This window comes from Paenibacillus sp. ICGEB2008 (assembly GCF_000307675.1).
Lineage (GTDB): Bacteria > Bacillota > Bacilli > Paenibacillales > Paenibacillaceae > Paenibacillus > Paenibacillus polymyxa.
Genome location: NZ_AMQU01000007.1, coordinates 26,410 through 52,578 on the forward strand (window position 1 = coordinate 26,410; position 26,169 = coordinate 52,578).

At 47.3% G+C, this 26,169-nt stretch carries 26 protein-coding genes and 1 pseudogene; 17 read left to right on the top strand and 10 right to left on the bottom strand.

The genetic code is table 11. The features are described from left to right. Positions 1 to 27: 27 nt before the first annotated feature. From C400_RS0105080 to C400_RS0105100, 5 genes are all read right to left on the bottom strand, one after another. Positions 28 to 1,005 carry a FecCD family ABC transporter permease gene (locus tag C400_RS0105080; protein ID WP_017426179.1) on the bottom strand — a complete coding sequence of 326 codons (978 nt, stop codon included), beginning with the start codon at positions 1,003 to 1,005 and terminating at the stop codon, positions 28 to 30. Further along, positions 1,002 to 2,006 (bottom strand): FecCD family ABC transporter permease, encoded by a 1,005-nt coding sequence (locus C400_RS0105085; protein WP_017426180.1) that lies wholly within the window; start codon positions 2,004 to 2,006, stop codon positions 1,002 to 1,004. Before C400_RS0105085 ends, C400_RS0105080 begins: the two co-directional genes overlap by 4 nt. Further along, on the bottom strand, positions 2,003 to 2,983 hold the full coding sequence (locus C400_RS0105090; protein ID WP_017426181.1) for an ABC transporter substrate-binding protein: 981 nt from the start codon (positions 2,981 to 2,983) through the stop codon (positions 2,003 to 2,005). The genes C400_RS0105085 and C400_RS0105090 overlap by 4 nt, the downstream gene beginning before the upstream one ends. Positions 2,984 to 3,187: 204 nt before the next feature. After that, positions 3,188 to 3,916, bottom strand: coding sequence for a response regulator (locus C400_RS0105095; RefSeq protein WP_017426182.1), 729 nt, complete (start codon positions 3,914 to 3,916; stop codon positions 3,188 to 3,190). After that, a complete protein-coding gene (locus C400_RS0105100) occupies positions 3,909 to 5,534 on the bottom strand; it encodes an ATP-binding protein (protein WP_442952193.1) in 1,626 nt (541 codons plus the stop codon). The genes C400_RS0105095 and C400_RS0105100 overlap by 8 nt, the downstream gene beginning before the upstream one ends. A gap of 203 nt (positions 5,535 to 5,737) precedes the next feature. Between C400_RS0105100 and C400_RS0105105 the strand changes: the two genes are divergently transcribed. Both C400_RS0105105 and C400_RS0105110 read left to right on the top strand, forming a co-directional pair. After that, positions 5,738 to 6,031 carry a putative quinol monooxygenase gene (locus tag C400_RS0105105; RefSeq protein ID WP_017426184.1) on the top strand — a complete coding sequence of 98 codons (294 nt, stop codon included), beginning with the start codon at positions 5,738 to 5,740 and terminating at the stop codon, positions 6,029 to 6,031. A 45-nt stretch (positions 6,032 to 6,076) separates the two neighbouring features. Next, a complete protein-coding gene (locus tag C400_RS0105110) occupies positions 6,077 to 6,901 on the top strand; it encodes an aldo/keto reductase (RefSeq protein WP_017426185.1) in 825 nt (274 codons plus the stop codon). Between the two features lie 71 nt (positions 6,902 to 6,972). Here C400_RS0105110 and C400_RS0105115 read toward each other — a convergent pair whose 3' ends face one another. Next, the gene (locus tag C400_RS0105115; RefSeq protein WP_017426186.1) at positions 6,973 to 7,629 is read right to left on the bottom strand and encodes an SdpI family protein; all 657 of its coding nucleotides are present in this window, start codon (positions 7,627 to 7,629) and stop codon (positions 6,973 to 6,975) included. Further along, positions 7,626 to 7,937 carry an autorepressor SdpR family transcription factor gene (locus C400_RS0105120; protein ID WP_016819789.1) on the bottom strand — a complete coding sequence of 104 codons (312 nt, stop codon included), beginning with the start codon at positions 7,935 to 7,937 and terminating at the stop codon, positions 7,626 to 7,628. The genes C400_RS0105115 and C400_RS0105120 overlap by 4 nt, the downstream gene beginning before the upstream one ends. 212 nt (positions 7,938 to 8,149) lie before the next feature. Here C400_RS0105120 and C400_RS0105125 point away from each other — a divergent pair, with 212 nt between their 5' ends. The 7 genes and pseudogenes from C400_RS0105125 (at position 8,150) to C400_RS0105155 (ending at position 15,582) form a co-directional block, all read left to right on the top strand. Beyond that, a complete protein-coding gene (locus C400_RS0105125; RefSeq protein WP_017426187.1) occupies positions 8,150 to 8,761 on the top strand; it encodes an alpha/beta hydrolase in 612 nt (203 codons plus the stop codon). Positions 8,762 to 8,834: 73 nt separating this feature from the next. Further along, the gene (gene tlp, locus C400_RS0105130) at positions 8,835 to 9,059 is read left to right on the top strand and encodes a small acid-soluble spore protein Tlp (RefSeq protein ID WP_016819791.1); all 225 of its coding nucleotides are present in this window, start codon (positions 8,835 to 8,837) and stop codon (positions 9,057 to 9,059) included. A gap of 237 nt (positions 9,060 to 9,296) precedes the next feature. Then, positions 9,297 to 10,589: an ABC transporter substrate-binding protein gene (locus C400_RS0105135; RefSeq protein ID WP_017426188.1), complete on the top strand. Its 1,293-nt coding sequence runs from the start codon at positions 9,297 to 9,299 to the stop codon at positions 10,587 to 10,589. A 27-nt stretch (positions 10,590 to 10,616) separates the two neighbouring features. Next, positions 10,617 to 11,579, top strand: coding sequence for a carbohydrate ABC transporter permease (locus C400_RS0105140; protein WP_016819793.1), 963 nt, complete (start codon positions 10,617 to 10,619; stop codon positions 11,577 to 11,579). A 3-nt stretch (positions 11,580 to 11,582) separates the two neighbouring features. Next, complete coding sequence (locus C400_RS0105145; protein WP_013369500.1) at positions 11,583 to 12,422, top strand: carbohydrate ABC transporter permease; 840 nt, start codon at positions 11,583 to 11,585, stop codon at positions 12,420 to 12,422. A 333-nt stretch (positions 12,423 to 12,755) separates the two neighbouring features. Next, positions 12,756 to 14,043 (top strand): annotated as a pseudogene (gene ilvA / locus C400_RS0105150) (threonine ammonia-lyase IlvA). A gap of 357 nt (positions 14,044 to 14,400) precedes the next feature. Beyond that, a complete protein-coding gene (locus C400_RS0105155) occupies positions 14,401 to 15,582 on the top strand; it encodes an MFS transporter (protein WP_017426191.1) in 1,182 nt (393 codons plus the stop codon). Positions 15,583 to 15,668: 86 nt separating this feature from the next. Here the strand turns inward: C400_RS0105155 and C400_RS0105160 are convergent, their stop codons facing one another. Beyond that, on the bottom strand, positions 15,669 to 16,112 hold the full coding sequence (locus tag C400_RS0105160; RefSeq protein ID WP_017426192.1) for an Lrp/AsnC family transcriptional regulator: 444 nt from the start codon (positions 16,110 to 16,112) through the stop codon (positions 15,669 to 15,671). A gap of 170 nt (positions 16,113 to 16,282) precedes the next feature. Here C400_RS0105160 and C400_RS0105165 point away from each other — a divergent pair, with 170 nt between their 5' ends. The 5 genes from C400_RS0105165 (at position 16,283) to C400_RS0105185 (ending at position 22,044) form a co-directional block, all read left to right on the top strand. After that, the gene (locus tag C400_RS0105165; RefSeq protein ID WP_017426193.1) at positions 16,283 to 17,449 is read left to right on the top strand and encodes a serine hydrolase domain-containing protein; all 1,167 of its coding nucleotides are present in this window, start codon (positions 16,283 to 16,285) and stop codon (positions 17,447 to 17,449) included. Positions 17,450 to 17,683: 234 nt separating this feature from the next. Beyond that, a complete protein-coding gene (locus C400_RS0105170) occupies positions 17,684 to 18,658 on the top strand; it encodes a glycoside hydrolase family 43 protein (RefSeq protein WP_017426194.1) in 975 nt (324 codons plus the stop codon). A gap of 217 nt (positions 18,659 to 18,875) precedes the next feature. Further along, entirely contained in the window at positions 18,876 to 19,943 is a 1,068-nt protein-coding gene (locus tag C400_RS0105175) for a FecCD family ABC transporter permease (RefSeq protein WP_049885677.1), read from the top strand. Then, a complete protein-coding gene (locus C400_RS0105180) occupies positions 19,943 to 20,968 on the top strand; it encodes a FecCD family ABC transporter permease (protein ID WP_017426196.1) in 1,026 nt (341 codons plus the stop codon). The genes C400_RS0105175 and C400_RS0105180 overlap by 1 nt, the downstream gene beginning before the upstream one ends. Positions 20,969 to 21,096: 128 nt before the next feature. Continuing rightward, on the top strand, positions 21,097 to 22,044 hold the full coding sequence (locus C400_RS0105185; RefSeq protein ID WP_017426197.1) for an ABC transporter substrate-binding protein: 948 nt from the start codon (positions 21,097 to 21,099) through the stop codon (positions 22,042 to 22,044). Between the two features lie 162 nt (positions 22,045 to 22,206). Here C400_RS0105185 and C400_RS0105190 read toward each other — a convergent pair whose 3' ends face one another. After that, positions 22,207 to 22,638, bottom strand: coding sequence for a hypothetical protein (locus C400_RS0105190; RefSeq protein ID WP_017426198.1), 432 nt, complete (start codon positions 22,636 to 22,638; stop codon positions 22,207 to 22,209). Between the two features lie 195 nt (positions 22,639 to 22,833). Between C400_RS0105190 and C400_RS0105195 the strand changes: the two genes are divergently transcribed. The 3 genes from C400_RS0105195 (at position 22,834) to C400_RS0105205 (ending at position 25,116) form a co-directional block, all read left to right on the top strand. Next, positions 22,834 to 23,133, top strand: coding sequence for a hypothetical protein (locus tag C400_RS0105195; RefSeq protein WP_025364061.1), 300 nt, complete (start codon positions 22,834 to 22,836; stop codon positions 23,131 to 23,133). A 274-nt stretch (positions 23,134 to 23,407) separates the two neighbouring features. Then, on the top strand, positions 23,408 to 24,232 hold the full coding sequence (locus tag C400_RS0105200; RefSeq protein ID WP_016819801.1) for an alpha/beta hydrolase: 825 nt from the start codon (positions 23,408 to 23,410) through the stop codon (positions 24,230 to 24,232). 92 nt (positions 24,233 to 24,324) lie between these two features. Continuing rightward, complete coding sequence (locus tag C400_RS0105205) at positions 24,325 to 25,116, top strand: dioxygenase family protein (RefSeq protein WP_017426200.1); 792 nt, start codon at positions 24,325 to 24,327, stop codon at positions 25,114 to 25,116. 72 nt (positions 25,117 to 25,188) lie between these two features. Here the strand turns inward: C400_RS0105205 and C400_RS0105210 are convergent, their stop codons facing one another. Then, the gene (locus C400_RS0105210) at positions 25,189 to 26,112 is read right to left on the bottom strand and encodes a hypothetical protein (protein ID WP_017426201.1); all 924 of its coding nucleotides are present in this window, start codon (positions 26,110 to 26,112) and stop codon (positions 25,189 to 25,191) included. Positions 26,113 to 26,169 lie beyond the last annotated feature (57 nt).

Below are 26,169 nucleotides of genomic sequence, written 5' to 3' on the forward strand. Positions count from 1 at the left end.
AATCAGCGGATCGGTGTACAGGTTTCCTTATCCGCTGCTTTTTTGTTTGCGTTCCCGCAGCAAGAGATACAGGAAATAGGGCGCGCCAATTACGGCTGTCACTATGCCGGCGGGGATTTCGAGCGGCGGCTTCAGCCCCCGTCCGAGCGCATCGGCAAGGACGAGGATCAGGGCACCGATCATGGCTGCGCCGGGCAATAGATAGCGGTGGCGATTACCAAACAATCGCCGTGCCAGATGTGGTGCCAGCAGCCCTATAAAGCCGATGGAGCCGATGGCAGCAACACAGGCAGCAGCTAAGGCCACAGATACGGCCAGCAGTCCTGTGCGCATACGCTTCACGCTAAGTCCCAAACCAGCGGAGCTTTCCTCATCCAGACTCATAATATCCAGCTTGTGCTGTAGTGTATAGGCGAGAGGCAGCAATACAATTAACCATGGCAAAAGCCCATATACTTCATCCCAGCCTTTGCCCCACAAGCTTCCAGCTAGCCAAGTCAGCGTATCGCTGGCTTCGAGTGGATATTTGACCAGAATATAATCGGTCGCAGCCTGGAAGATAGCACCTACCGCCAGCCCGGTTAAGGCTAGCATATTAGGACGCATGCCTCCCCTCATCGAAAGCTGTACGAGCAGTAGTGCAGCTAACCCGGCACCCACAAAGGCAGCGACAGGCAGTAGCGCCACCGGGGATGAGGGGAGCAGCACGATGACGAGAACCGCAGCAAAGCCGGCTCCCTTGGATACACCCACCACATCCGGCGAAGCCAGTGGGTTGCGAATCATGCCTTGCAGTAGCACGCCGGCTACAGCAAGACCAGCACCGGCCATGATGGCCAGCAGGTCACGAGGCAGTCGATAATGGTGAACGATGAACCAGGAAGAGGCATTTCGGTTAGTCAGCGCCGTGATCAGCTCAGCGGGCGTAATGTAGGTGCTGCCCACGCCGATAGCTATAAAGGAAACACCCATCATTATCACGAGTAAAATCCACAGCTTTTTCATCGTGAAGCCCTCCCGTTCTTGTGCGCCAGATATAAAAAGAAGGGCGCACCCACCAGCGCGGTTACAATACCAACGGGCGATTCATAAGGAAAGGCAATAAATCGTCCAAGCACGTCCGCATATGTCAGCAGCAGAGCTCCGCAGATTGCAGACAGGGGGATGACCCGTTTGTAATTGTCGCCTGTAAATACCTTAATGATATTCGGCACCATCAGACCCACAAAGCCGATGGCCCCGGCTACCGCTACAGCAGAGCCTGCCAGCATAATAACTGAAACCGAGGCCAGCAAGCGGACAAGACGTACGTTTTGCCCCAGTCCTTGTGCGACCTCTGTACCGAGGCTAAGCACAGATAGCGAGGGGGCCAGCGCCAGTGCAAGGATCATACCGACGGCGAACCATGGCAGCACCAGACGCGTGTCGGCCCAAGTAGACCCGTCGATGGCTCCGGCGAGCCAATACAGTACATCGGATATTTGCTCGTTGAACACGAGCAGTCCCTGAGTGACAGAGGCCAGCAGCAGATGCACAGCCATCCCGGCAAGAGCCAGCTTGACTGGCGTCATGCCCGCCGTTCCGGCCAGCGCATATACGAAGGAGCCACCTGCGATCGCTCCGGCAAAAGCAAAATAAATGCTGCCGGACGACCCGATATTGGGCAGCAGCACGACCGACAGGACGACAGCCAGCGAAGCGCCAGAGCTGACCCCAAATACCTGTGGCGAAGCCAGCGGGTTGCGTGTGATGGCCTGCATCAGCGCTCCGGCCACGGCAAGCCCGGCGCCGACGATCAGACCAATGACGGCACGTGGCAGGCGTATCGTCAAGATAATGAGCTGATCCTTGGACGGATGCTCGGTGAATAGTGCAGTCAGCATGGTGGGGATGTCCATCCTGACTGGGCCAATCGCCACGCTCAGCAATAGTCCAGCCAGCAGCGCGAATAGAAGTGCAAAGAAGACCGGCTTATTTAGCCGGTCGCGTAAGGCTTGTCCGATCAACGGGAGCCGTCTCCTTTAGTTTGCGCGGGATACAGAAGCGAAATCGCTTGCTCCAGTATTTTCTCGGCAGAGCCGAGTCCACGGTACCGGGTCCACAGTGCCCGGTTTACTTCGTAAACTTCCCCTTTTTTCACGGCCGTAATGTTTTGCCATAACGGATTTTGCTTCCATTCTGCAAGCAGCTTCTCATCGGCTTCCACTAAGAAGATCACGTCCGGATCAGCTTGTGCAATCTGCTCCAGTGTCAGCTTGACTGTAGGCTCGCTTGTATTTTGAAGGGCATTGTGGATGCCTGCTTGCTCCAGCAGTTGTCCATCAAAAGATGAAGCGCCGTGAGCCGATAGTGAATCAGAACGAAATACCCCAAGCAATACGCTACGTGACTCACCAGCTTGGATGCCTTCTTTCAGCTTTGCCATTGTAGCTTTATGTGCTGCGAGAATTTGCTCACCCTTTTCCTTCTCACCCAACGCGTCAGCGATAACGCCGAAGGATGCCAGGTTTTGCTCATAAGAGGAATTGCGGCTCTTTAGAACAATGGTAGGAGCAATCTCACTTAGTTCTTTGTAAATGCTCTTATGACGGTTCAGATCAGCAATAATCAAATCGGGCTTCAAAGAGCTGATCGTTTCCAGGTTCGGCTGTTTGCGTGTGCCGACAGGTGTAAAGTCGATTCTTTTGCCAAGCAGCCCATCGATATCATCATCATTTTCCTGAGCTATGCCGACAGGCATCACGCCCAGTTGGGTAGCAGCATCGACAAAAGAGAATTCCAACGTCACAATTCTTTTGGGTTTGCCTGTAACTTTGGTTTTTCCCATCTCATGTTTGATCGTTCGAGTGTCGCCTGTGGTTTGAGGTGCTGCTGCGTTATTATTTTGTGACTGGCCTCCACATCCCGCCATAACGGCTGTCAGTAGTACCAGAATCGCTGCAAGCAGCACGCCTGTGCGTAGTGGCTGTTTCGGTGTTGCCATATGTTGTCCCCCGTTCCAAATATGCTTACCAGAGAAACTGATAATCATTATCAATTAACTAACTGTTGACCATTCTAGCAACCGGGAAAGGGGACGTAAATAATGTGATCATTTAAACCGTTTTAGCCTATTATGAGAATTAAGTTCATTAAAATCACAAGCGAGATGAGAGGATGGAAGAGACCAGACGTATGAATTGGTGGTTTATGCATTTTCCTGCCGTCTGCGATAGATACGCTCCGGTCTGCCGACAGTTCCGTATACCTGATCGTGGTGAGCATCGCCACTTTCCACTAAATATTCCAGATACCTTCTGGCGGTAGATCGGCTCATACCTAGCTCAATTCCCACTGTACCCGTAGTTACCTCACCTCGTCGGTTCAGGAGATCAAGCACCTTTTCGCAAGTGACTTTATCAATGCCTTTGGCCCATAGCTCTCCTACTCCGTTACCCGTCATCCGACCCGTGCCCGCGCTTTGAAGCAGACGGTCAATTTCCGATTGCTCCACCGTAGAGTGTTCTTCTTGCCATGTTGTGACTTGGCGGCGGAAACGAGCATATTCCTCTAAGGTCGCCCGCAATCTCTCGAATACGAGCGGCTTTACGATAAAATCAAATACGCCTGCTCGAACCGCTTGTACCACAGTTTCAGCTTCTTTGGCGGCAGTCAGCATAATGACATCTGTACTTGGATAGTGTTGCTTGATGAACGATAGCAGGGTTAGACCATTCGTATCGGGAAAATAAACATCCAGCACGGCTAAAGACGGACGCAGAACATCTAGTTGAAGCTTCGCCTCAAATTCGTTCGTTGCTATTGCACATACGGTGAACCCGTCCACCTTTTCAATAAATCGTCGGTTAATCTCCGCAATTCGCGGATCATCTTCAATAATAAGAACCTCAATGTCCGATAATACCCGCTCATTCATGGCCGTAACCTCCTTTTACATCATGATTCGTGTCAATTAAAGGAATGTATACTTCAAAAATGCTACCTCCACCAGGCCGTTCATGTACTTTTATGGAGCCACTCATTCGTTCGGTGTACTCCTGCACGAGAGCAAGGCCATATCCGTGTCCTGCCTCTGCTTTAGTTGATGCTCCCTTAACGAACAGTTTTTCCTGGATATCCTCCGAAATACCCGATCCATTATCCATAACTTCGACGACGATGGCTTCAGTCATTTCTTCAAGCCGGAACCAGACCTGTCCGTCAGGTATAGAGCCTATTGCAACTGCTTCCATAGCATTGTCCAGCAGGTTTCCGGCAATGGTAGCAAGAAGCGACCACTCCAACGCAGGAGACGGGGTTGAAAATGCTCCTTTTATATATGAATGGAGTACAATCCCTTTTTCCAACGCCTGTTTTTTCTTGCTGATCAGCAGGCTGGCGATGATTGAATCGGGTGAAAGAGAAGACGAAACGGAACTATGTACACGATACTCTTCCGATTCCTGAGTAATAAAGTCCACTGCTTCGTCATAACACTCCAACTGAATCAGGCCGGATATGAGATATAGCCGATTGGTATATTCATGTGTTTGTGATCGTAACACGTCCGCATAATCCTTGACCTCTGTCAACTGCCGCGTCATGCGAAGCAGCTCTGTTTTGTCACGCAGGCTGGCAACGGTGCCTAGCATTCGTCCGAATCGATCCTTGATCGGTACACGGCTGACGACGACGACTCGTTGTTGGATCTCAATTTCCTCATTGAATACGTTTTGTTCCTGATCCGGCTTCATGCTAGGATTCTTTTCGATAAAATCTGTAGCAAGTACATCTGCCAGCTGATATGCCGCGCCCGCCAAGTGACGAAGCTCGCATCCATAGAGGCTAGTTTCCGGAGGAAGACCAAGCAAACGGACGGCTTGTGGATTGGCAAGTGTGACTTGTCCACTGCTATTAACCGCGATAATCCCTTCACCTATGGATTCGAGAATGGCTTGCTTTTCCTGATACAAACGTCCAATCTCCACTGGCTCCAGCCCATGCAGTTCGTGCCTTACCCGTCGTGCTATAACCAGACTTCCTAATATGCCGATCATTAGCGCGCCTACCATGAACCACAGCCATGTATATGTGTATGTACGAATATTTTGCGCCACATCTGTCATCAGGAAACCTACAGAAACGAGTCCGATAGCTCGGCCTTGTTCATCATAGACTGCGGTTTTGGCTCGCAGTGACGGTCCGAGAGAGCCGGTGGATTCCGTAATAAAGGAATGTCCTTGCAGCACCTTATTATTCAGCGGGTCCATCATAGGCTGCCCGATGCGTTCCGGGTTAACATGCCATTGCCGAATGAGATGACGATCTGCAATCGTAATAAAATCAGCGCCGGTGCTGGCTTGGACAGGTTTCACTGCTTCGTTGATCCGAACACGTAATTGCGTCGTGTCGGTCTGTTCTAGAGCATCCCTGACCTGTGCATCTACCGCAAGCGTATTGGCCACAGTCAGTGCCCTTTTCCCAATCTCTTCGTACAAGGCGGAGGTAATCATATAACGCAGGGATAATCCCAACAGCCCGGTAACGACTAGCACTAAAAGGGATATGAATACCATTAATTTTGTCTGAAAACGCACATGCCTTCACCGCCATTAAACAAAATATAGGAGCAGTTGATCAGCGGATAAACACCCCAATATGAATCATTTTACTGTATTCCAGAAACGGCCGCACTTTTAATCTATCGAAAGAATGGTCTATAATAGAAATAGTTACATAATAAGAGGAGGAAAATATTATGATTATTATTCATGCAGATATGAAAGTTTTACCAGAAAAGAGAGAGACCTTTTTGCAACAAACCCAAGGGTTGATCAGCGCATCACAAGCTGAAGAAGGCAATGTACGCTATACGTTAATGCAGGATTTGAATGATCCCAACGCATTTACGATGGTTGAAGAGTGGAAAGATGCTGCTGCTGTAGATTTCCATAACAAGTCTGCCCATTTCCAGGCATTTGTTGCTGCAGCTAAAGAATTGTTGGCTGCTCCGCTTGAAGTGAATGCTTTTCAGGATGCGACTAAACTGTAATCATCCCGTTGGATAATTTATAACTAGGAATAGGAGGAGATAGACATGGGGAACATTGCGGATACAGCTTTACTAAATAACGGAGTTCAGATGCCTTGGCTTGGTTTTGGTACGTACAAGGCGGAAGGCAATGAGGTCTACGAAGCAGTCAAAACAGCTATTGAGGTCGGTTATCGTCACATTGATACCGCGGCGATCTACGGCAATGAGGAACTGGTCGGACAAGCCATTCGTGACAGTGGAGCGGACAGAGACAATCTGTTTGTGACCACTAAGCTATGGAATCAAGATCAGGGCTACGATTCAACACTGCGTGCTTTCGAGGAAAGCCGCAAGCGGTTGGGCCTGGATATCATTGATCTGTACCTTATCCATTGGCCTGGCAAGGACAAGTACAAGGAAACTTGGAAGGCGTTCGAACGGCTGTATGAAGAAGGAAGCGTACGCGCGATTGGAGTAAGCAACTTCCAAATTCACCATCTCGAAGACCTCCTGAAAGACAGTAATATTGTACCTGTCATCAATCAGGTAGAGCTTCACCCGCGTCTGACTCAGCAGGAGCTGCATCAATACTGCCGGGAACACCAGATCCAGCTTGAATCGTGGAGTCCTCTGATGAAGGGGAAACTGACGGAGCAGCCAGATATCGTTGAGATTGCTGCCAAATACGGCAAAACGACTTCTCAGGTTATTTTGCGTTGGCATCTGGATCGGGGAATTGTGACGATTCCCAAATCGGTTACCGCGCATCGTATCCGCGAAAATGCCGATTTGTTCGATTTTGAACTGACGACTGAGGATATTGACCGAATTAATGGTCTTCATCTGGATGAGCGTGTGGGTACTCATCCCGATAAGCTGTTGTTCTAATGGAATATGTAGATGTACAAAGAACCTCCCATTCTGCGTTTATCGTGGTTTGGGAGGTTCCTTGTTTATCCCTACTGATGATTTATTTTGCGATGCAGTAGGAAGGAGTAGAGTACAGGAATGACGACGGATATAAACAGCCCGGTGAGAAAAATGACGGTGCCCGCCACTCCATCGACCCATGCCGCTACCAAGCCCGAAGCACCACCGAGCATCATCATAGGTCCGCCCAAACGGTGCGTTTTACGCCATACCTCCGGATTCGACAGAGTCCATGGCGTGCGGATACCGAAGGTATAGTTTGGCTGTACCTGAGTCATATAATTACCCAGCACCAGCAGCATCAGACCCAGCACTCCATAAAGGATCGTAAGCATCTGTAGCCGATAATTCAGGTTATACAGCAGCATTCCCCAACCGGCTATAGCGAGAATGAGCGAAGTGCCTACACGCGTAACCTCATAGGCTTTAGTAAATTTCTTGAAATTTGCTCTGTTGGGGTCCATGTAGCGGGATAGCCGAAGGAGCAAAGGCACCAGCCCCAATAGCACCAGCATGAGAATAGAACTGTTTTTACTCATATACCCGTCTGCGGTATTGTCCATGCTAAAATGAGAGGCCAGCACATCGGGAAGCCGGTTATACAGTAGTAAAGCGCCTATAGCAGGTGATAAGGCAAGCAAAGTCGTCAAAACATCCGTCAAGCTCCAACGTGTTCGGAACTTCATTCAGACCCCTCCGTATCCTTAATATCATTCGAAGTTGGTTTTACAGGGGCATCCGATTGGGCGATACTGAACATCCAGCCGATGACATCCGCCACAACTGTTGTATGCAAGGTGTAAATAATGCTTTGCCCCTGTCGCTCATCCAGCACAAGCCCCGCCTGCTTCAGCAAATTCAGATGGTGGGATATGCTGGGCTTGCTGATTTGAAAATGCTCAGCGACGTCGCCCGCGCTCATGCTTTTCTCTTTCAAAAGCTGCAATATTTTGCGCCGGGTCGGATCTGCCAAGGCTTTGAAGGCATCATTCAAAGTTTGCTCACTCCTTTAGGTATTTAGATAATTCTCTAAATATCTAATCACATAGTAAAATAAAGCTATACTACATGTCAATGGAACAAGACATCATTTTAGAAAAAATTAACGAGGTCAATTATGTTTGTATAAAGCAGTGAAATGGGCTATAATCAAATTATACAAAAATAAGATTCTTAATTTAAAGTTAATTAGAGGAGGGAATAGATATGAAACACGTCTTTCGTAAAGGAAATGATCCGCAAGCTCCGGTTATTTTGCTGTTGCACGGTACCGGCGGGAATGAACAAGACTTGCTACCATTGGCTGATTTGGTTGCACCAGGCGCATCTGTGTTAGGTGTGAGAGGTAATGTGCTGGAAAATGGAATGCCGCGCTTCTTTCGCCGTTTGGCAGAGGGTGTGTTCGACATTGAGGATCTCGTATTCCGTACCAAAGAACTAAGCGAATTTGTCGATTCAGCTGCAGAGCAATATGATTTTGACCGTAACAACGTGGTGGCTCTGGGCTATTCCAATGGAGCCAACATAGCGGCCAGTATGCTCTTCCATGATGCAAAAGCGCTGCGTGGGGCCATTCTCCATCATGCTATGGTGCCATTGCGAGGGCTGGAACTGCCGGACTTGAACGGTGTCCCTGTATTTCTGTCTTCCGGTGAAAATGACCCGATTGTTCCAGCGGCGGAATCTCAGGAGCTGCAAGCCCTGCTGGAAGGGGCCGGAGCACAGGTAGAAGCCTACTTGGAACGCAATGGTCATCAATTGACTCGCACTGAAGCCGAAGCCGCAGGCCGATGGTTTGGAAAGCATTTTAATGTATAAAATAACTCGATAACGATCAAGCTACGGTTTAGCGCTCTAGTGAGCGATTCTATGATTAGGAGGCGTCAAACCGATGGCAAAACCGGATAATCGAGCAGATAATGTGGAGCATTTGCAACAAAATATTCAGAATACATTGCAGAATCTTCATGAGGCTGAAGGATATCTAAACGAATTTTCCTCTGAAATCAGCAATGAGGAGCGTCAGCAGATCGAAGAAAAAAATAATCGTCGTAAACAAAGTATTAGATCATTTCGAGAAGAAGTGAAAGACGAAGCAGCACATTCGCAAGAGTAGTTAACATAGCGCGACCCAACTCCGAGTTTCAATTGGAGTTGGGTCGTTTTTTTATGCAGAAATCATCATATTCCCATCCAATTCATTTTCCCCCTATAATGCAATGAGATCTATTTTACACAAAAACGAATTTTTTTTGAATAATATTGTTGTAAACTAATTTGTATTGATGTTAAATAATAAAAGAAAGCGCAATCATTTACGAATTAGGATTTCATCATGCGAAGGGGGAAGGATATGCTGCTGCGAAGAAAAAGCATGGCTTTGATGCTTATGGCGGTGGTTTTGATGGCTGGACTGCTGCAAGGTTGTTCTTTCAAGACTGATGAAAAGGATGGGCCGGGAACAGAACTTGTATTATGGACATTCAATGAACTGCATGAGAAGTTTTTTCTGCAAATGGCTGACCAATGGAACCAACAGCACCCTGATGAATTGATTAATTTGAAAGCGAATACATTTCCTTATGACAACCACCACAGCAAGCTCTCGATTGCGTTGCAATCAGGGGTGGGAGCGCCGGATATCGCGGATATTGAGGTCAACAAAATTGGTAATTTCCTCAAAGGAATACCGCAATTGGTCCCGCTCAATCCGGTGATTGACCCTGAGATCAATAACATTGTGCCTTCCAGAGTACAGATTTACGGCAAAGACGGTAAGTATTACGGCATTGACTTTCACGTTGGAGCCGAAGTGATGTATTACAATAAAGAGATTATTGATCAGGCGGGGGTAGACCCGGATTCCATCGTTACCTGGGCAGACTACGCTGCTGCTGGCAAGCAAGTGCTGGCCAAAACGGGCAAGCCGATGGCGACCTTGGAGACCAATGACCTGTGGAGCTACTGGCCGATGATCTCCCAGCAAAATTCAGATTTTTTGGATGACAAGGGCGAGTTGACGCTCGATAACGAAACCAATATTAAAACACTTGAGTTTCTCCAACAAATGATAAAAGACAAAATCGCTATTCCCGCACCGGGCGGCGGGCATCATATGGAGGAATACTACGGGTTTATGAACAAAGGCGGGGCCGCTTCAGTGTGGATGCCGATGTGGTATATGGGACGTTTTACGGATTACATGCCTGACTTGAAAGGAAAAGTCATCATTAGACCGATGCCGGCGTGGGAAAAAGGCGGCTATCGCTCAGCAGGTATGGGCGGGACCGGAACGGTAGTCACGAACCAATCAAAGCACCAGGATTTGGCGATGCGTTTTCTAGCCTTTGCCAAGCTGTCCAAGCAAGGGAATGTGGAGATTTGGAAGCAACTAGGGTTTGATCCCATCCGTAGTGAAGTGTGGACTATGCCGGAAGCCAAAGCCAAAAATAAATTTACGGATTATTTCGGAACCAATATTTTTGATACGCTGATCGAAGTAAAAGATGAAATCAATGCGGTGCATATTGGACCGAAAACGCCTGACATCGCCAGTGCTGTACGTAATAAAATACTTTATCGGACACTACAGAGTGGCGAAGATCCAGCCACGGTGCTGCATGAGCTAGCAGATGAACTGAGATAGACCCCAACAGGAAAGGGAGTGAGATTCATGGCAACGCCCGTTCATACGAACGCTAATGTACCGACAGGTCAGCCGCCAAAAACTCAGCGTCCGACCAGAAGCCAATGGAGCCGCTTTATTCATTCCAGTCGTACGGCACCGTATGTATTTGTCCTTCCATTTTTACTGTCCTTTGCGCTGTTTTTTGCGTATCCGGTCATCTCGACGGTCATTATGAGCTTTCAGGAAGTCTTGCCAGGGATAACAACTTATGTTGGCCTGGAAAATTATAAGGATTTAATGAATCCTACATTTGGAAAAGCAATATTGAACAGTGTCCTGTACACGCTGCTTACACTGGTCGTGTTGATTCCTCTGCCACTGGTACTGGCGGTATTGCTAAATTCGCCTAAAATGCCGGGTAGAGGGCTGTTTCGCTCCGTAATGTTTATACCCGCACTCACCTCAGTGGTGGTAGCAGGAACAATCTTCCGACTCATGTTCGGGGAATTGGATGGCTCGCTGATGAACTCCCTGTTGGGGATATTCGGTCTTGAGCCTTACAAATGGCTAATGAATGCGAACACCGGCTTTTTAGCGCTGATCGTGTTGGCCTTATGGAGATGGCTAGGGGTAAACATGCTGTACTACATGTCGGGGTTACAGAACATTCCTCCCGAGTTGTATGAAGCTGCTCAGATCGATGGGGCCAGCCGCTTTGATTCATTTTGGCGGATTACGATTCCTATGCTAAAACCCGTGACAATCTACGTATTTACGATCAGTATTTATGCCGGATTGTCCATGTTCACCGAGAGCTATATGCTGTGGAACGGAAACAACTCTCCGAATGATATTGGATTGACGATCGTTGGCTATCTCTATCGCCAAGGTCTGGAACAGAACAGCATGGGCTTTGGAGCAGCGGTGGGTATTGTATTGCTCGTATTCACATTAGTACTGAACCTGATCCAGCTCAAATTTTTTGGCATGTTTCGGAAGGAGGATTAAGCGATGGCTCAGAAACAAAAAGGCCCGTTATCTGCATTTCTCGTTGTCCTGTTCATTCTGTTTGCCGGGTTCGCCCTGTTTCCGCTATTTGCCGTGACGCTTGCCTCATTCAAGCCATCAACGGAGTTGCTGCGCTACGGCTTGAATCTCAAGCTGGAGTGGGCCATCATGTCCTTAAAAAACTATGCGTTCATCTTTCAGGGGACGACGGATTATTTTCAATGGTACTGGAATAGTCTTGTCATTACCGTCTTGTTTACGGTGTTATGTCTAATATTGTCGGCGATGGTCGGGTATGGCCTGGAGATGTATCGTTTTAGACTGAAAAATGTGATTTTTACACTGGTGCTGGTCGTGATGATGATCCCGGTAGAAATTATTATGCTGCCACTTTACAAACTCATGATCGGTATGAAGCTGATCAATACGGTATGGGGTGTGATTTTGCCATTTGTCGTCGCACCGATTCCGATCTTTTTCTTCCGTCAATATTTGAGCGGAGTACCCAAGGACTTTATGGATGCTGCACGGGTTGACGGCTGTTCAGAGTATGGTATTTTTGTGCGGATTATGATGCCTCTGATGGCACCTGCCTTTGCGGCAATGGCTATTTTACAAGCTATGAACAGTTGGAATAACTTCCTGTGGCCGATGATCGTATTGCGTACTAACGACATGCTGACACTGCCAATCGGTCTGTCCAGTCTGCTGACGCCATATGGCAACAATTATGATGTGTTGATTGCCGGTTCAGTCCTGGCTATTTTGCCGATTCTCGTCGTGTTTCTGTTCTTCCAGCGTTACTTTATTGAAGGGATGACTGCAGGCGGGGTGAAAGGATAATCATTGCGGTGCTGAATGAGTCGACTGAAGACAAGAAATGTATAGAGTCAGGAAAGGCGGGTCGGGCATTGTCTCGGCCTGTTTTTTTATGAACTCAATGATTTTCATTCTCATTTTCATGACTATCAACTGCACAAGCTATAGGTAAACGTGGTATGATGTTTGAAAGATTTCAAATACAGCACTTTGCATAATTCGATTCCTAACGCTCAAAAGTTTAATATATAGACGAACTAAACCGATTCGATCTATATATTACTGAATTTGAAATCGCTCTTGGGATTTATGCAAAATGCTCAATACAGAAATATTCAGGCGGAGCGTGGAGAACCTATGGAACCAACAGAAACCCAGAAAACTGAGCCAGCCACAGCGTCAACCGTTGGCATGGAGGATATTGTACGGGCGCATCATATGCTGCGTGAGGTGATTGTTCGTACACCTTTACAGAGGGATGCCGTCCTATCGGCCAAATATAACTGTAATGTGTATCTGAAACGAGAGGATCTCCAAGTTGTGCGGTCCTTTAAAATCCGTGGAGCTTACAACATGATCCGCAGCCTAACTCCTGAGCAAATGGAAAAAGGGATCGTGTGCGCGAGTGCGGGTAATCATGCGCAAGGTGTGGCTTTTTCATGTAACGCGCTTGGCATCCACGGTAAAATATTTATGCCGAGCACAACGCCCAATCAGAAGGTGAAGCAGGTACGTCGCTTTGGCGGAGACAGTGTAGAGGTCATTTTGACCGGAGATACGTTTGACGATGCTTATGACGAGGCCATGAAGGTATGCAGCGAACAGGAAATGACCTTTATCCATCCGTTCGATCAACCGAAAATTATTGCAGGCAATGGCACGATTGCGATGGAAGTGATGGAGAGCCTGGATACACCTGCGGACTATATGTTCGTGACGATTGGCGGCGGCGGTTTGGCGGCAGGCGTAGGCACATATGTTAAAACTGTGAATCCGACCACCAAAGTAATCGGTGTAGAACCCTTGGGCGCAGCATCGATGACGGAAGCGATGCGTTTGAACAAAGTCGTTACACTGGAGCACATAGACAAGTTTGTTGACGGGGCTGCGGTGAAGCGAGTGGGTCAGTTAACATATGACATTTGTAAACATACCTTGGATGATATTGTGAAGGTACCGGAAGGCAAGGCATGTACAGCGATTCTGGCGCTGTATAATGAAAATGCGATTGTTGTGGAGCCCGCGGGTTCGCTGCCTGTAGCAGCACTTGATCTGTATCGTGAGCAGATTCAAGGCAAAACAGTAGTCTGTATCGTTAGTGGTGGCAATAACGACATTGATCGTATGCAGGAGATTAAGGAACGCTCCCTGATTTATGAAGGACTAAAACATTATTTCATGGTTAATTTCCCGCAAAGAGCAGGGGGCACTGCGTGAGTTTCTTCAGGATGTGCTTGGACCAGACGATGACATCACAAGGTTTGAGTATACGAAAAAGAATGATAAGGAAAATGGCCCGGCGCTGGTCGGCATTGAGTTGTTCCACAAGGAGGACTATCTTCCTTTAATTGAACGGATGAATCGCAAGGGGATTCAATATACGGAATTGAATAAGAATGAGAATCTGTTTAATATGCTAATCTAACAAGGAGCCTACGGGCTCTTTTTTTTGTATGTGCAATGTTATTGTAAAAAGAAAATAAACCATTAGACTGAGAACGGCATTAAGCTACCGGGCAGGATAGCTGGTTCGCGAAAAATAATAATGACTACTGTTAGGCGCAATAAGGTACGCCTATTTTTAATCTAGGGTAAGGAAAACTACTGTATTACATTTTTGCTTTTAAAATCATGGAATTTTCGTGAAAATAAAAGTAATTTCCTCTTAATTCACTTCATCCCCCTTTAATCATCCATGTAAAAAAGTGTTTTATTTATATAAGCTTATACGGAAGCGAAAGCTTTTTTAAGCGGCAAAAAATAAATAAAGGAGATTTTTTTCGTGAACTTAAACACTGCTCTTATAAGAAAAGGCGGTGCAAATGTGTCGTCTTCCAAACGTCTCCCGTGGGTCGGGTTGCTGGCTTTAGCCATGGCGGGATTCATCTGCATTCTTACGGAAAGCCTGCCTGCTGGATTACTGCCGCAAATTGCACAGGATCTAGGGGTCACAGAAGCTCTTGCCGGACAATTGGTTACTCTCTATGCGGTTGGATCTCTTCTAGCCGCCATTCCTTTGACAACGGCTACCCGTGGGTGGAGGCGCCGACCGCTTCTGCTGCTGTGCATCATCGGCTTTCTTGTATTTAACACCATCACCGCGTTATCTTCCGTTTATGTGCTGACGCTTGTCGCGCGTTTCTTCGCAGGTATCTCAGCAGGTGTTCTGTGGGGGATGACGGCCGGTTATGCGCGGCGCATGGTGCCTGATTCGCTGAAAGGAAGAGCGATGGCCGTAGCCATGGTCGGCACCCCGCTGGCATTGGCGCTGGGCGTTCCACTTGGTACTTTTTTCGGAACATATACTGGGTGGCGTCTCATTTTCGGAGCTGTATCATTACTGACTGCAGCCCTTATTGGCTGGGTGCTCTGGAAGGTGCCGGATTATGCAGGTGAGCCTGCCGGTGATCAACTCCCTTTTCACAAGGTTTTCCTGATTCCCGGTGTACGGACGATTCTGTTTGTCGTTTTGGCATGGGTACTAGCTCATAATATTTTGTACACTTATATTGCACCGTATCTTGCGGAAACCGCGTTTGCTCAGCGAGTGGATTTGGTTCTTCTTATTTTCGGAATTACCTCGGTAGTCGGCATTTGGGTGATAGGCATGCTGATTGACCGTTTTCTAAGAATGCTGGTTTTAATCAGCATCACAGGATTTGCTGTGGCTTCTGCAGCCTTAGGAATAGGAATAAATCAACCTGAAATCATCATTCTTGGTGTTACAGCGTGGGGGCTTACGTTTGGCGGGGCAGCCACTTTACTACAAACAGCAATAGCACAAGCTGGGGGAAAAAGCGCAGATATAGCCCAATCGATGCTGGTTACTGCATGGAATGTGGCAATCGGCGGGCTTCTTCTCGAACTGCTTGGAGCCGGATTTCTTCCGGGCTCATTAATCATCCTGCTGCTTCCCTCTTTGCTTGCAGTTTGGCTAGCTAAAAAGCATGGCTTTCCTTCCTAAAGAAATCCATGAGTATGTGTAACATAAGCAAAAAAATGAATCCGCTGCATGGCGGATTCATTTTTTTGGGATTAGAGAATTACATCTTATGCAAGCAAATTCGTTTCTCCAATGAAATTTTTATAAGCGATCGGTGAAGACATTACGATCAGAGTCGTATAGGTTCCGTATTGATCGCACCGGTTTTCAAACTCTTCCAGCTCCTGGGTTGTTTCCGTAAGGACCTTCAATAAATAATTATGCTCTCCGCTTATCCGGTAACATTCCGTTACCTCCGGTGATGAACGACAAAAATCAAGGAAAGGATAGCAATTCCGGGTCCGAACAAGCATATAGGCTGTGCATTGCTTACCCACTTTTTGCGAAGAAATGACGGTTCGGTATTCCTCGATAACCCCCTTTTCTTCCATGCGTTTTACACGTTCCGTTACGGCTGGCTGAGACAGTCCCACCAGCTTTCCTAAATCTGTCATTGATAATCTCGCTTGGTTCTGCAAATGGAGCAGGATATTTTTATCGATTTCGTCCAAAAAAATCGACTCCTTTGTTTTAAAAGTTATTTCTTTCAAATACCTTTAGAATCATCGAAAATTTCTTTATTTAACTTGTTTGTTTTATGCAAGACGGAAGAAATTATTTATATAATAAACACACTTGCTATAAATAATCAAGTAAATTACAGCAGGAGAGGATGAGAAGCATGAGAAAAATAGATCTGGAATTGCTGCATAAAAGCGTCAATGAGGTAATTGACCACACACTTGAGGAAAAAAGGATTGTGGGTACCGTTGTCCAAATTGCATTAGGCGGAAACCTTGTTTACAACAGACCTGCTGGTTGGGCCAACCGTGAGCAGAAACGACCGATGCAGGAGAATGCTTTGTTTAGATATGCTTCGGTAACCAAGCCGATCGTGTCAACGGCAGCCTTAGTATTAATTTCGCAAGGGAGATTGCAGTTAAACGATCTGGTGGAAAAATGGTTGCCCGCCTTTCGTCCCAAACTGCCAAACGGAAAATATGCCTCCATGACCGTTCACCATCTGATGACCCATACCGCCGGCTTAACCTACCGTTTCTTCCAGGAAGAAAAGGGAACTTATGAGCTTGCCGGGGTATCGGACGGCATGGATCTGGCGGGAATTACACTTGAAGAGAATCTGCAAAGACTCGCTTCTGTCCCACTTCTATATGAGCCGGGGAAAATGTGGAGGTATTCCATAGCAACAGACGTGCTCGGAGCGGTCATCGAAAAGGTTACAGGAATGCCGCTAAGTGAAGCTGTACGGTTGCTTGTAACTCATCCGCTTTCCATGATGGACACGGATTTCAAGGCCGTGGATACGGACAGATTGACCACGGCTTACGCAGACAGCGCTGGAGAGCCCCGGCGCTTGCAGGATTTTGATACCGTTCCTTTCGTGGAGGGGACGGCAGGATTCCTCCTTTCGCCTAACAGATTTACCGATAAGACAGCTTATCCTTCCGGAGGAGCCGGCATGATTGGCAGCGCAGGAGACTTTCTTAAACTGCTGGAAGCTTTGCGGCAGGGAGGAAATCCGATTCTGCCTCAGGCTCTTGTCGCAGAAATGACAACCAATCAAATTGGTAACCTTGTGATGCCCTATTGGCCGGGGAGAGGCTTTGGACTTGGTTTCACGCTGCTTAAAGACCCAGCGGATGCCAATACACCGGAATCGCCGGGAACATGGCGGATGGGCGGTACCTATGGTCACTCCTGGTTTGTTGATCCGAGTGAGGAGCTTAGTGTTGTAGCGTTCACCAATACAGCACTTGAAGGAATGTCAGGCAGGTTTACAACGGAGCTGTGCGAATCTATCTACAAGGGTATTCGAGGAGTTAAGTAAAGAGTAAAAACGTTATCTTGAACAAATATTCGGAATCAACAATTCCAATCTAGAACTATATTTTCTTCATACAGTTATGCGTAGTTTATGAATTTCTTTTTATTTGAAATAAAGCGTTTACAAAACCGAAGTTAATAGGTTAATATATGTGTAACTTCATAAGTGAAAACACTAACGTAATAGACGTATCACCAGATTCCTCATTATAAGATACTTATTCGGAGGTGCGAAAGAATGTTGAAAGCATGGAAAAAATCAGTACAGGGTAAATTCGCCCGAACAGCGTTTGCTGCCGTAACTTCGGCTGCTTTGTTGCTGTCCGTGGTGCCGTCCACATCGGCCGAGCATTGGGCGTTAACAGGCGATGTGGCAGTACATGATCCGTCCATCACGAAGGAAGGCAATGCATGGTATATTTTCTCCACAGGACAGGGAATACAGGTCCAAAGATCAGATGACGGCCGTAATTTTTACAGATTGCCGCAAATATTCTTGTCGCCGCCATCATGGTGGAAATCGTATGTACCTAAACAAACCCCAAATGATGTGTGGGCACCGGATGCTCAAAAGTACAATGGACGTGTGTGGGTGTACTATTCCATTTCTACTTTTGGGTCGCGTACTTCGGCCATTGGCTTGACTTCAGCAACGAGCATTGGCGCAGGAAGCTGGAGAGATGATGGACTGGTGCTGCGTACAACGGATTCTGACGATTATAATGCGATTGACCCGAATCTGGTCATTGACGCTTCCGGAAACCCGTGGCTTTCCTTCGGTTCATGGAATACGGGCTTGAAAGTGACTCGACTGGATAAAAATACGATGAAGCCTACGGGCCAGATTTATTCTATTGCTAGACGTACGGCTGGAGGTTTGGAAGCACCGCATGTTACATACCGCAACGGCTATTATTATCTGTTTGCTTCCATTGATAACTGCTGCAAAGGCGTAAATAGTAATTACAAAATCGTTTATGGTCGCTCCACCAGTATTACCGGGCCGTATGTGGACAAGAGCGGAAAAAGCATGATGGACGGCGGTGGAACGATATTGGATGCGGGGAATGATCGCTGGAAGGGGCCGGGCGGACAATCTGTCTATAACAACAGTGTGATTGCGCGTCATGCCTATGATGCCACCGATGGCGGAAATCCAAAGCTGCTGATTAGTGATTTGAAATGGGATTCCGCAGGCTGGCCTACGTATTAAATAGCGGATTACTTGAAATCATTCACAGCGATCTCACATAGGTATATCTAAAAACTGTTCCTCCTAATGGGGGAACAGTTTTTGGCTTGCAATGTCATAGAAACATGCTATTATGTATCAAGTTGATAATCATTATCATTGACGTTATCGTAATGAGAGCCATGATGGCTTTCAGGTATGGAGGGAGTGACCTCACCGAATGCAGTCTAAAGACAGCATGGACAAACATACAGCTTCGACAGAGAGGACCGCACCTGAAGTAGCCTCTGTAGCCCGTCCGGTGCTCCGAGCGGGTAGGATTCGGCAGGCGTTGTTGTTTACAGCTTCTACTGTATTGTTGGCCTTGGCCCTATTCGCTGCCATTTCTTTTGGAGCCAAAGACCTGACCGTAAGCACGGTGTGGTCGGCAGTATTCCACTATGATCGTTCGCTGATGACACACAGGATCATTCATGAGCTGCGATTGCCGCGTGTACTCGGTGCAGCTATCATTGGGGCTGCCCTGGCGGTTGCAGGCTCCCTGATACAAGGCATTACACGCAATCCGTTGGGGGATACAGGTGTGTTGGGCATTAACGCAGGAGCGATGTTTGTAGTTGCAGTGAGTTTTGCTTTTTTCCCCGATCTACCTTATGGGACGTTAATTATATTGTCGTTCCTGGGGGCACTGATGAGTACCTTACTGGTATTCGGGCTGGGGGCATCCGCGCCGGGAGGACTGACACCCATGAGACTAACGGTGTCTGGAGCTGTGACAGCAGCCTTGTTAGGTTCCATGACTTCGGGAATTGCGATTTATTTTGATCTAAGTCAGGATCTATCCTTCTGGTATGCGGGTGGTGTTGCCGGAATCAAATGGTCGCAGCTTAAGATTCTTGCGCCGATTTTGCTTATTGTGATCGCTTGGTCTATGGGGCTCGCACGCTCCATTTCATTGATTTCAATGGGCGATGAGGTAGCATTGAACCTGGGACTAAATCTCAGGCGTATCCGGCTGTTGGGGTTGCTGACTGTGGTGGTCCTGGCTGGGCTATCCGTATCGGCTGCCGGGGCCATCGGCTTTGTAGGCTTGGTCGTTCCACATATTGCTCGCAAGCTGATCGGTGTGGATTATCGCCAGATCGTACCATTGTCTGCATTATTGGGAGCCGTGCTGCTAGTGCTGGCTGATTTGGGAGCGAGAATGGCGAATCCACCGGAGGAGCTAGCTATTGGAATTATGGTGTCTTTTATCGGAGTACCTTTTTTCCTCTTTCTCGCTCGTAAGGAAAGGAGGGAATTATAGTGAGTCGCTCTCTAGGGACAGGGGATACGAGAACGACCAAGGCTTGGCTCGTTTGCTTAGTATTGGTGGGAATCAGCTTTGCTGTTCTTGTGCTGGGTTTGAATACCGGAACGATTCGTATTCCACCGCTACGCGTGCTGGATACACTGTTTGGCGGCGGGAGCGGACGTGATCATATGGTCCTGTTTGAATACCGTCTGCCGCGGATTGTTGTAACAGTGCTGGCTGGAGCGGGACTGGGTGCAGCCGGGGCAGTCATGCAGGGCTTATCGCGAAACGCACTCGCAGATCCGGGAGTGCTGGGCCTTCATGCGGGGGCTGCGTTGGGTCTGGTGATGTATGTTAGCTTTTTTCGCGATCTGGAAGGATCAGTAGCCTTGTTCATTCCCTTGTTTACCTTTGCAGGAGGTGTCGTTGCGGCGGTACTGATTGTTATGTTGTCCTATAGTGGCAGCAGAGGAATCGTGCCTGTGCGATTAATTCTGTCCGGTATCGGTGTAGCCTCAGGGCTCAGCGCCATAACGCTGTATTGGTCGTTGCGGCTGGATGAGGATACGTACGCATTTACCGCACGTTGGTTGGCTGGCAGCGTATGGGGACGGGACTGGATACATGCAGTGGCTTTACTACCGTGGATTGTCATTGTATTGCCCTATGTTCTATCTCAGACACGTAGCCTGAATAATCTGTCGCTGGGTGATGAGACCGCAGCTGGAATTGGTACAAGTGTGAAGCGCCAGCGCTTGATATTGCTTGGCGCAGCAGTGGCTCTATCGAGCGCCAGCGTATCCATGGCCGGAGGCATCGGTTTTATTGGGCTGATTGCGCCTCATCTGGCTCGCCGTCTGGTTGGACCGATGTATCAGCATTTGCTGCCAGTAGCCGCTTTGGTCGGGGTCGTTATTCTGGTCACAGCAGATACGATTGGTCGTTCGGTATTTCAGCCGAATGCGATTCCAGCAGGTGTAGTGGTTGCTGTGGTAGGAGCTCCGTATTTTTTATTCTTGTTGTCCCGAACCAAATGACAATAGGATTAGGTTACATATGAAATCTAAAGCTGCACATGATGCAGCGTGCGGAACAACAACGAAGTAGAAGTTTTGACGATTTAACATTATAAAATAGAGCTTCTATAGTATAGGAGAGAATATTCATGAGAAAAAATAGATTTGAGGGTTCAGGGCTTAAACGTTCATGGGTAGCCCTGTCTCTTGTGGCATGCATGATCATGCTGTCCGCTTGTGGACAAGCAGCAGACAAACAGGCTAGCGATACGAAAGCGGACGATAGTGCCCAAACCACCATTAGTGCGGATTCGCGTATTGCCTCAATGTCTATTCATTTGACAAATAATCTTCTGGCATTGGGCATTACTCCAGCAGGTTCAGTTATTGGTGGAGATGTGAAGGATTTTCTGCCCCATGTAAAAGATCGTCTTCAAAATACTCGTAAGCTGGGAGTTGTCACAGACCCTGATATGGAAGCGGTACTGGAGCTTCAACCTGATCATATCTTCCTCGACAAAAAATATTCGGGAACTGATGTGGCCAAGTTTGAAAAAATTGCACCAACCGAGGTTTTTGATTTGGATGAAGGTACATGGAAAGATCAATTGAAAAAAATAGCTGCTATGGTTAAACATGAAGCACAGGCAGACACTTTTCTAAAAGATTATGATACACAGAGGGAACGGGTCAAAAAGCTCATTCATTCCAAAATCGGAGACGGGACTGTCATGGCTGTACGTGTCACAGCGAAAGAAGTTCGTGTCATGGGGATGAAGCGTCCAGTAGGACCGTTATTGTATCAGGACTTAGGCTTGAAGCCAGCCAAAGGTGTGGAAAAGATCAACAAGGCCTACCAGGTTGTATCCCAAGAGGTTTTGCCGGATTATAATGCCGATGCCATCCTGGTTATTATTAGTAAAGGTACGGATGCGCAAAAGGTATACAAGCAGCTGGAGGGGAATACAGTATGGCAAGGACTTAAGGCTGTGAAGCAAGGTCATGTCTACATGCTGGACGGACAGCCTTGGCTGGACTATTCCGCGATGGGGCACAAAATTGCATTGGATAATGCAGAACAACTATTTTCCAAATAAATGCTAAAGTACAGCAAGCCGTATTTCCCATGCATCTTCTTGCAGGTGGGGATACGGTTTTTCTGACGATCCCAAGCTTCAAGTGAGATAGCTGATTGCAAATAAAAAGGAGCTGCTACGATTCCGTTATGAGGCAGCTCCAGCACTGTGAGAATTGCGAGGTTATGAATGTTTTTTACGCAAAAAAATCGGTTTGAGTCCAATAAAGCCAATAGCCGCAAACACTAAATTCATCCATGGTGAGATTTTGAATACCGGCAGCACACTGCGCAGCGCAAGTCCGGCGACAAGAATGACAACAACCAGTACTACATACATCAAGATGGATTTAAAATTCATTTGGGGCTTCACGGGAGCATGGTCTGGTTGTTGTGTCTCCTCGCCTTCTTCAGGACGATCCATGAAATTCATCAGTGCTTCAACCAGCAGAATGGCACCTGCGGCGATGATGATGAGGGTGGAAAGGCTAATTTTTTCAAAAGGTTTGATATCCCCGCCTGTAAATGTGATAAACCAACCGATAATCGCCTGTGTCAAGAAAAACATGGACAAGGCAACCCATGCAATAAGCGTATAATTTTTTGCTTTATTCATTGCTTCCTCCTGCTTTATGATCGTATTCCAAACTGATGGAATCGCCATTTTGTAACAAAGACAGTATACGTGAGGAAACGCCGGATGGCAAAAGGCTTATCCATTATGTATATTACCGCCGCATTCTCCTCAAACTGGATACAGGGTGAGCGCATGGAGCAACCTGAATATAAAACGTTGAGAGGATGTGGCATCATGGAACTGGAGAACCAGGCAGATTATTCGGTCCAAAAACGACTGACAGGTGCTCCGAACGGGAACAGTGGGGGAGCCTTGCTTGCAAACGTGAGTCACCGGAGCGTTCAAGGGACATCTCCAACGTACCGTATATTGGACGATACTGAATTGGCAGAGGACACAGAATTTGCAGGTGAACTGGGTGAACAGAGCTACCGCAGCCTGTGGCATGAGGATCAAAATAACGGCGCCTCTTGTAAACTGGAGTGGGAGGGACGAGTCGAAACCCACCAAATGTTCAGGCACAGCTACGAATAGCAAGTCGTCTACTTTAATGTAGAGATTGCACTCTAATAAGCGAGTAGTATGGCGTTCTCCGGCAAGCATTGGGGAGCGCCATTTGTTTACTTCCATATCGGTATGAACTGACAGGTTGACAAGGAAGCAGGGCGATGATAGACTGATTTTACTATAAAACTTATTAAACTTATCGGAATTAAAGTGAATGAATATTCTGGATGGATATTCCACGTTACTATATGAGCTTGAATGATGAAATGCTGTAATGAAGCTTGAAACAGGGGGAATCAGGATGGAACGGCAAATTGGAATTCGTTTTGAAAATGAGGAACTGGCCGCTACAATTCATTATCCAAACCGTACAAATGAGGGAGAGCGTCAAAGACGTGTTCCACTCGTTGTTATTTGCCACGGTTTTGTGGGCAATCGAATCGGAGTCGATCGATTATTTGTCAAGACTGCGCGTGAACTGGCTGAAGGGGGGTATTTTGTACTGCGCTTTGATTTTGCCGGTTGTGGAGAAAGCACTGGTGAATACGGCAAGCAGGGGCTCGAATCCATGATCAATCAGACACGCACCGTGTTGGATTACGCCGTGAATTGCGCGGACATTGACCCGACCAAGGTGACGCTGATCGGTCACAGTTTGGGGGGCGCAGTTGCCCTTCTCACAGCTGTTCGGGACAAGAGAGTACAGAACCTGGTCCTTTGGTCAGCTGTCGGCTATCCGTTCAACGACATTGTCAAAATTACGGAGCGAAGCGTATACGACGAATCTGTTAAAACCGGTCATGCAGACTACCTGGGCTATAAGTTCACACCAGCTTATTTTGAGTCATTAGCTCAATTCCAACCGTTCCAGGAAGCCGTTAAATTTAACGGTGATGTGCTCGTTATTCATGGCACCTCGGATGATATCATTCCTGTGGATTATGCGTTTCTGTTTCAAAAGGTGTTCTGGATGCGTCCGGAAGGACGCTGTGATAAGGAAATTATTTTTCAGGGAGATCACACTTTCTCATCAGGTAAAGAGCGGCAACAGCTGATTGACCGCACACTGGAATGGCTGGATGAACAAGAAAATATTCAACGGGATTGGCAGCACTGGATGATCTGATTTCAGGGTGTAACGGTTTGTATTGGAAATTGTGCCTCCGCCGGAGTAAAATGAAAGAGTAACACTATACTGGCGTGTGGAGGTTGGCAGCGATGACATTACCCTCAATTTTTGTTGCGCATGGTTCACCGACACTGGCTGTAGAAAATAACGCATATACCAGTTTTCTTGCAAAGCTGGGCGCGAGCCTGCCCCGACCCAAAGGAATTGTCATTTTTTCCGCGCATTGGGATAGCCCCGATCAATGTATCAGCGCGGATGATCAGCATGCAGCGTTGCACGATTTCTACGGCTTTCCTGAAGAAATGTACACTCTTGATTACCCTGCACCAGGCGATCCAAAGCTGTATGAGGAGATAGGGCATCTGTTCAGTCAGCATAACCTGTTCCACCAGCCGGTTCGGAACCGGGGACTGGATCATGGAGCATGGGTGGTTTTGCGGCATATATATCCTGATGTGGACATACCGGTCGTACCCTTATCCATTGATTCACGGCGCGATCCTCAGGAGCAATACGAGATTGGACGGATGCTGGCGCCACTGCGTGATCAAGGGATTTTGATCCTCGGTAGTGGAGGCTTGGTCCACAACTTGCGGACACTCAAGCAGACGAGTGAGCCAGCCGATTGGGCCGTTCAATATGATGACTGGATCGCACAGCAGCTTCAAGACTGGAATTTGCGTCATCTGTTCCAATATGACAAGAAGGCTCCGTATGCCAAGCAGGCGGTTCCTTCGTATGGAATAGAGCATTTTTCACCTTTGTTTTACGTGATGGGAGCTGCCGATCATGATCGCTCCGCGCGTAAGCTTTTTCAGTCGTATGTCCTTGGCTCATTAAGCCTGAATTGTTGGGCTTTTGGTCAAGAAACTAATCTGTAAATGTAAGAAAAAGAACTTCCGAAACCACATGGTGTGTGGGGTTGGAAGTTCTTTTGGTGTGTTCTTCTGTGATTAATTAGCAGGCACGTTCTTTTTTAGCCAGGCGGATACTTGCGGAGTTCGCTTATCTTCATTTTGCTCCAATAGTGTCATAAATGCCTTCAGCTTTTGAATGTAGGTACTCTTCGAATCCCTGTTGCGTTGAATGACGAGCTGATACCCTTTTTTGGCATTGGGGCGAATCTTCCCGGTGTCATCATCGAATAATGGTGTATTGTTCGTACCATAAAAAGTATAGAAGAAATAGAGATCATGTAATGATTTGACTGCTTGTGTATGATTGGAATGTGGATATTGGGTTATAAACGACTCTTGCGCCAGCACTCTTCCGGCTAACTGTTGATAACCGATGTGTAATGCTGCATCCTTGGTAGCCGGCTGTCCAGATTCCGTCGCCATGATGTCAATATAGTCGCGGATATCTGCTGTAATGTTATTTCCGAATACTTTATATTTCTCATAATTGATGACTGGGTAAAACATGCCTTCTGCGGTTTCAAGTTTGTAGCCGGCATCTCTTGATTGAGTGAGTAGCTTTTTCAGCTTTGTATCACTTGTCCGACTGATTACATTAGTGAACGAATCACCAGGTTTATAGACTTGATTAATCTTAGTTTGAATAGAGGTCGGATATAAGGCCTGTGCATATGAATCCAATTGCTGTTTCTGTGCATTTTCCAAGTGTAGCACTAGGATGGTAGCTTGAGAGGCCGGAATGGATTGGATATGCTTTTGTAAATAAGTGAATGCCTGAGGTAACTTGCCTGGTTGGCGTAGTAGCTGCTCGAAGGTTTTCGAAATATGTTGCACACCTTCTGCTAGAGATATTGTAGTAGATGTCGCTGCTTTGGCTGATGTCGTAGATCCCAATCCGATCGTCTGTACTGTGAAAGTTACTGCTGCGAGCATGAGGTAGGCTTTGGTGATTTTTTTCATGTTATAACCCTCCATTGCGTTCTTTGATGTAACTGTAGTGTACAGGGTAAATGTATC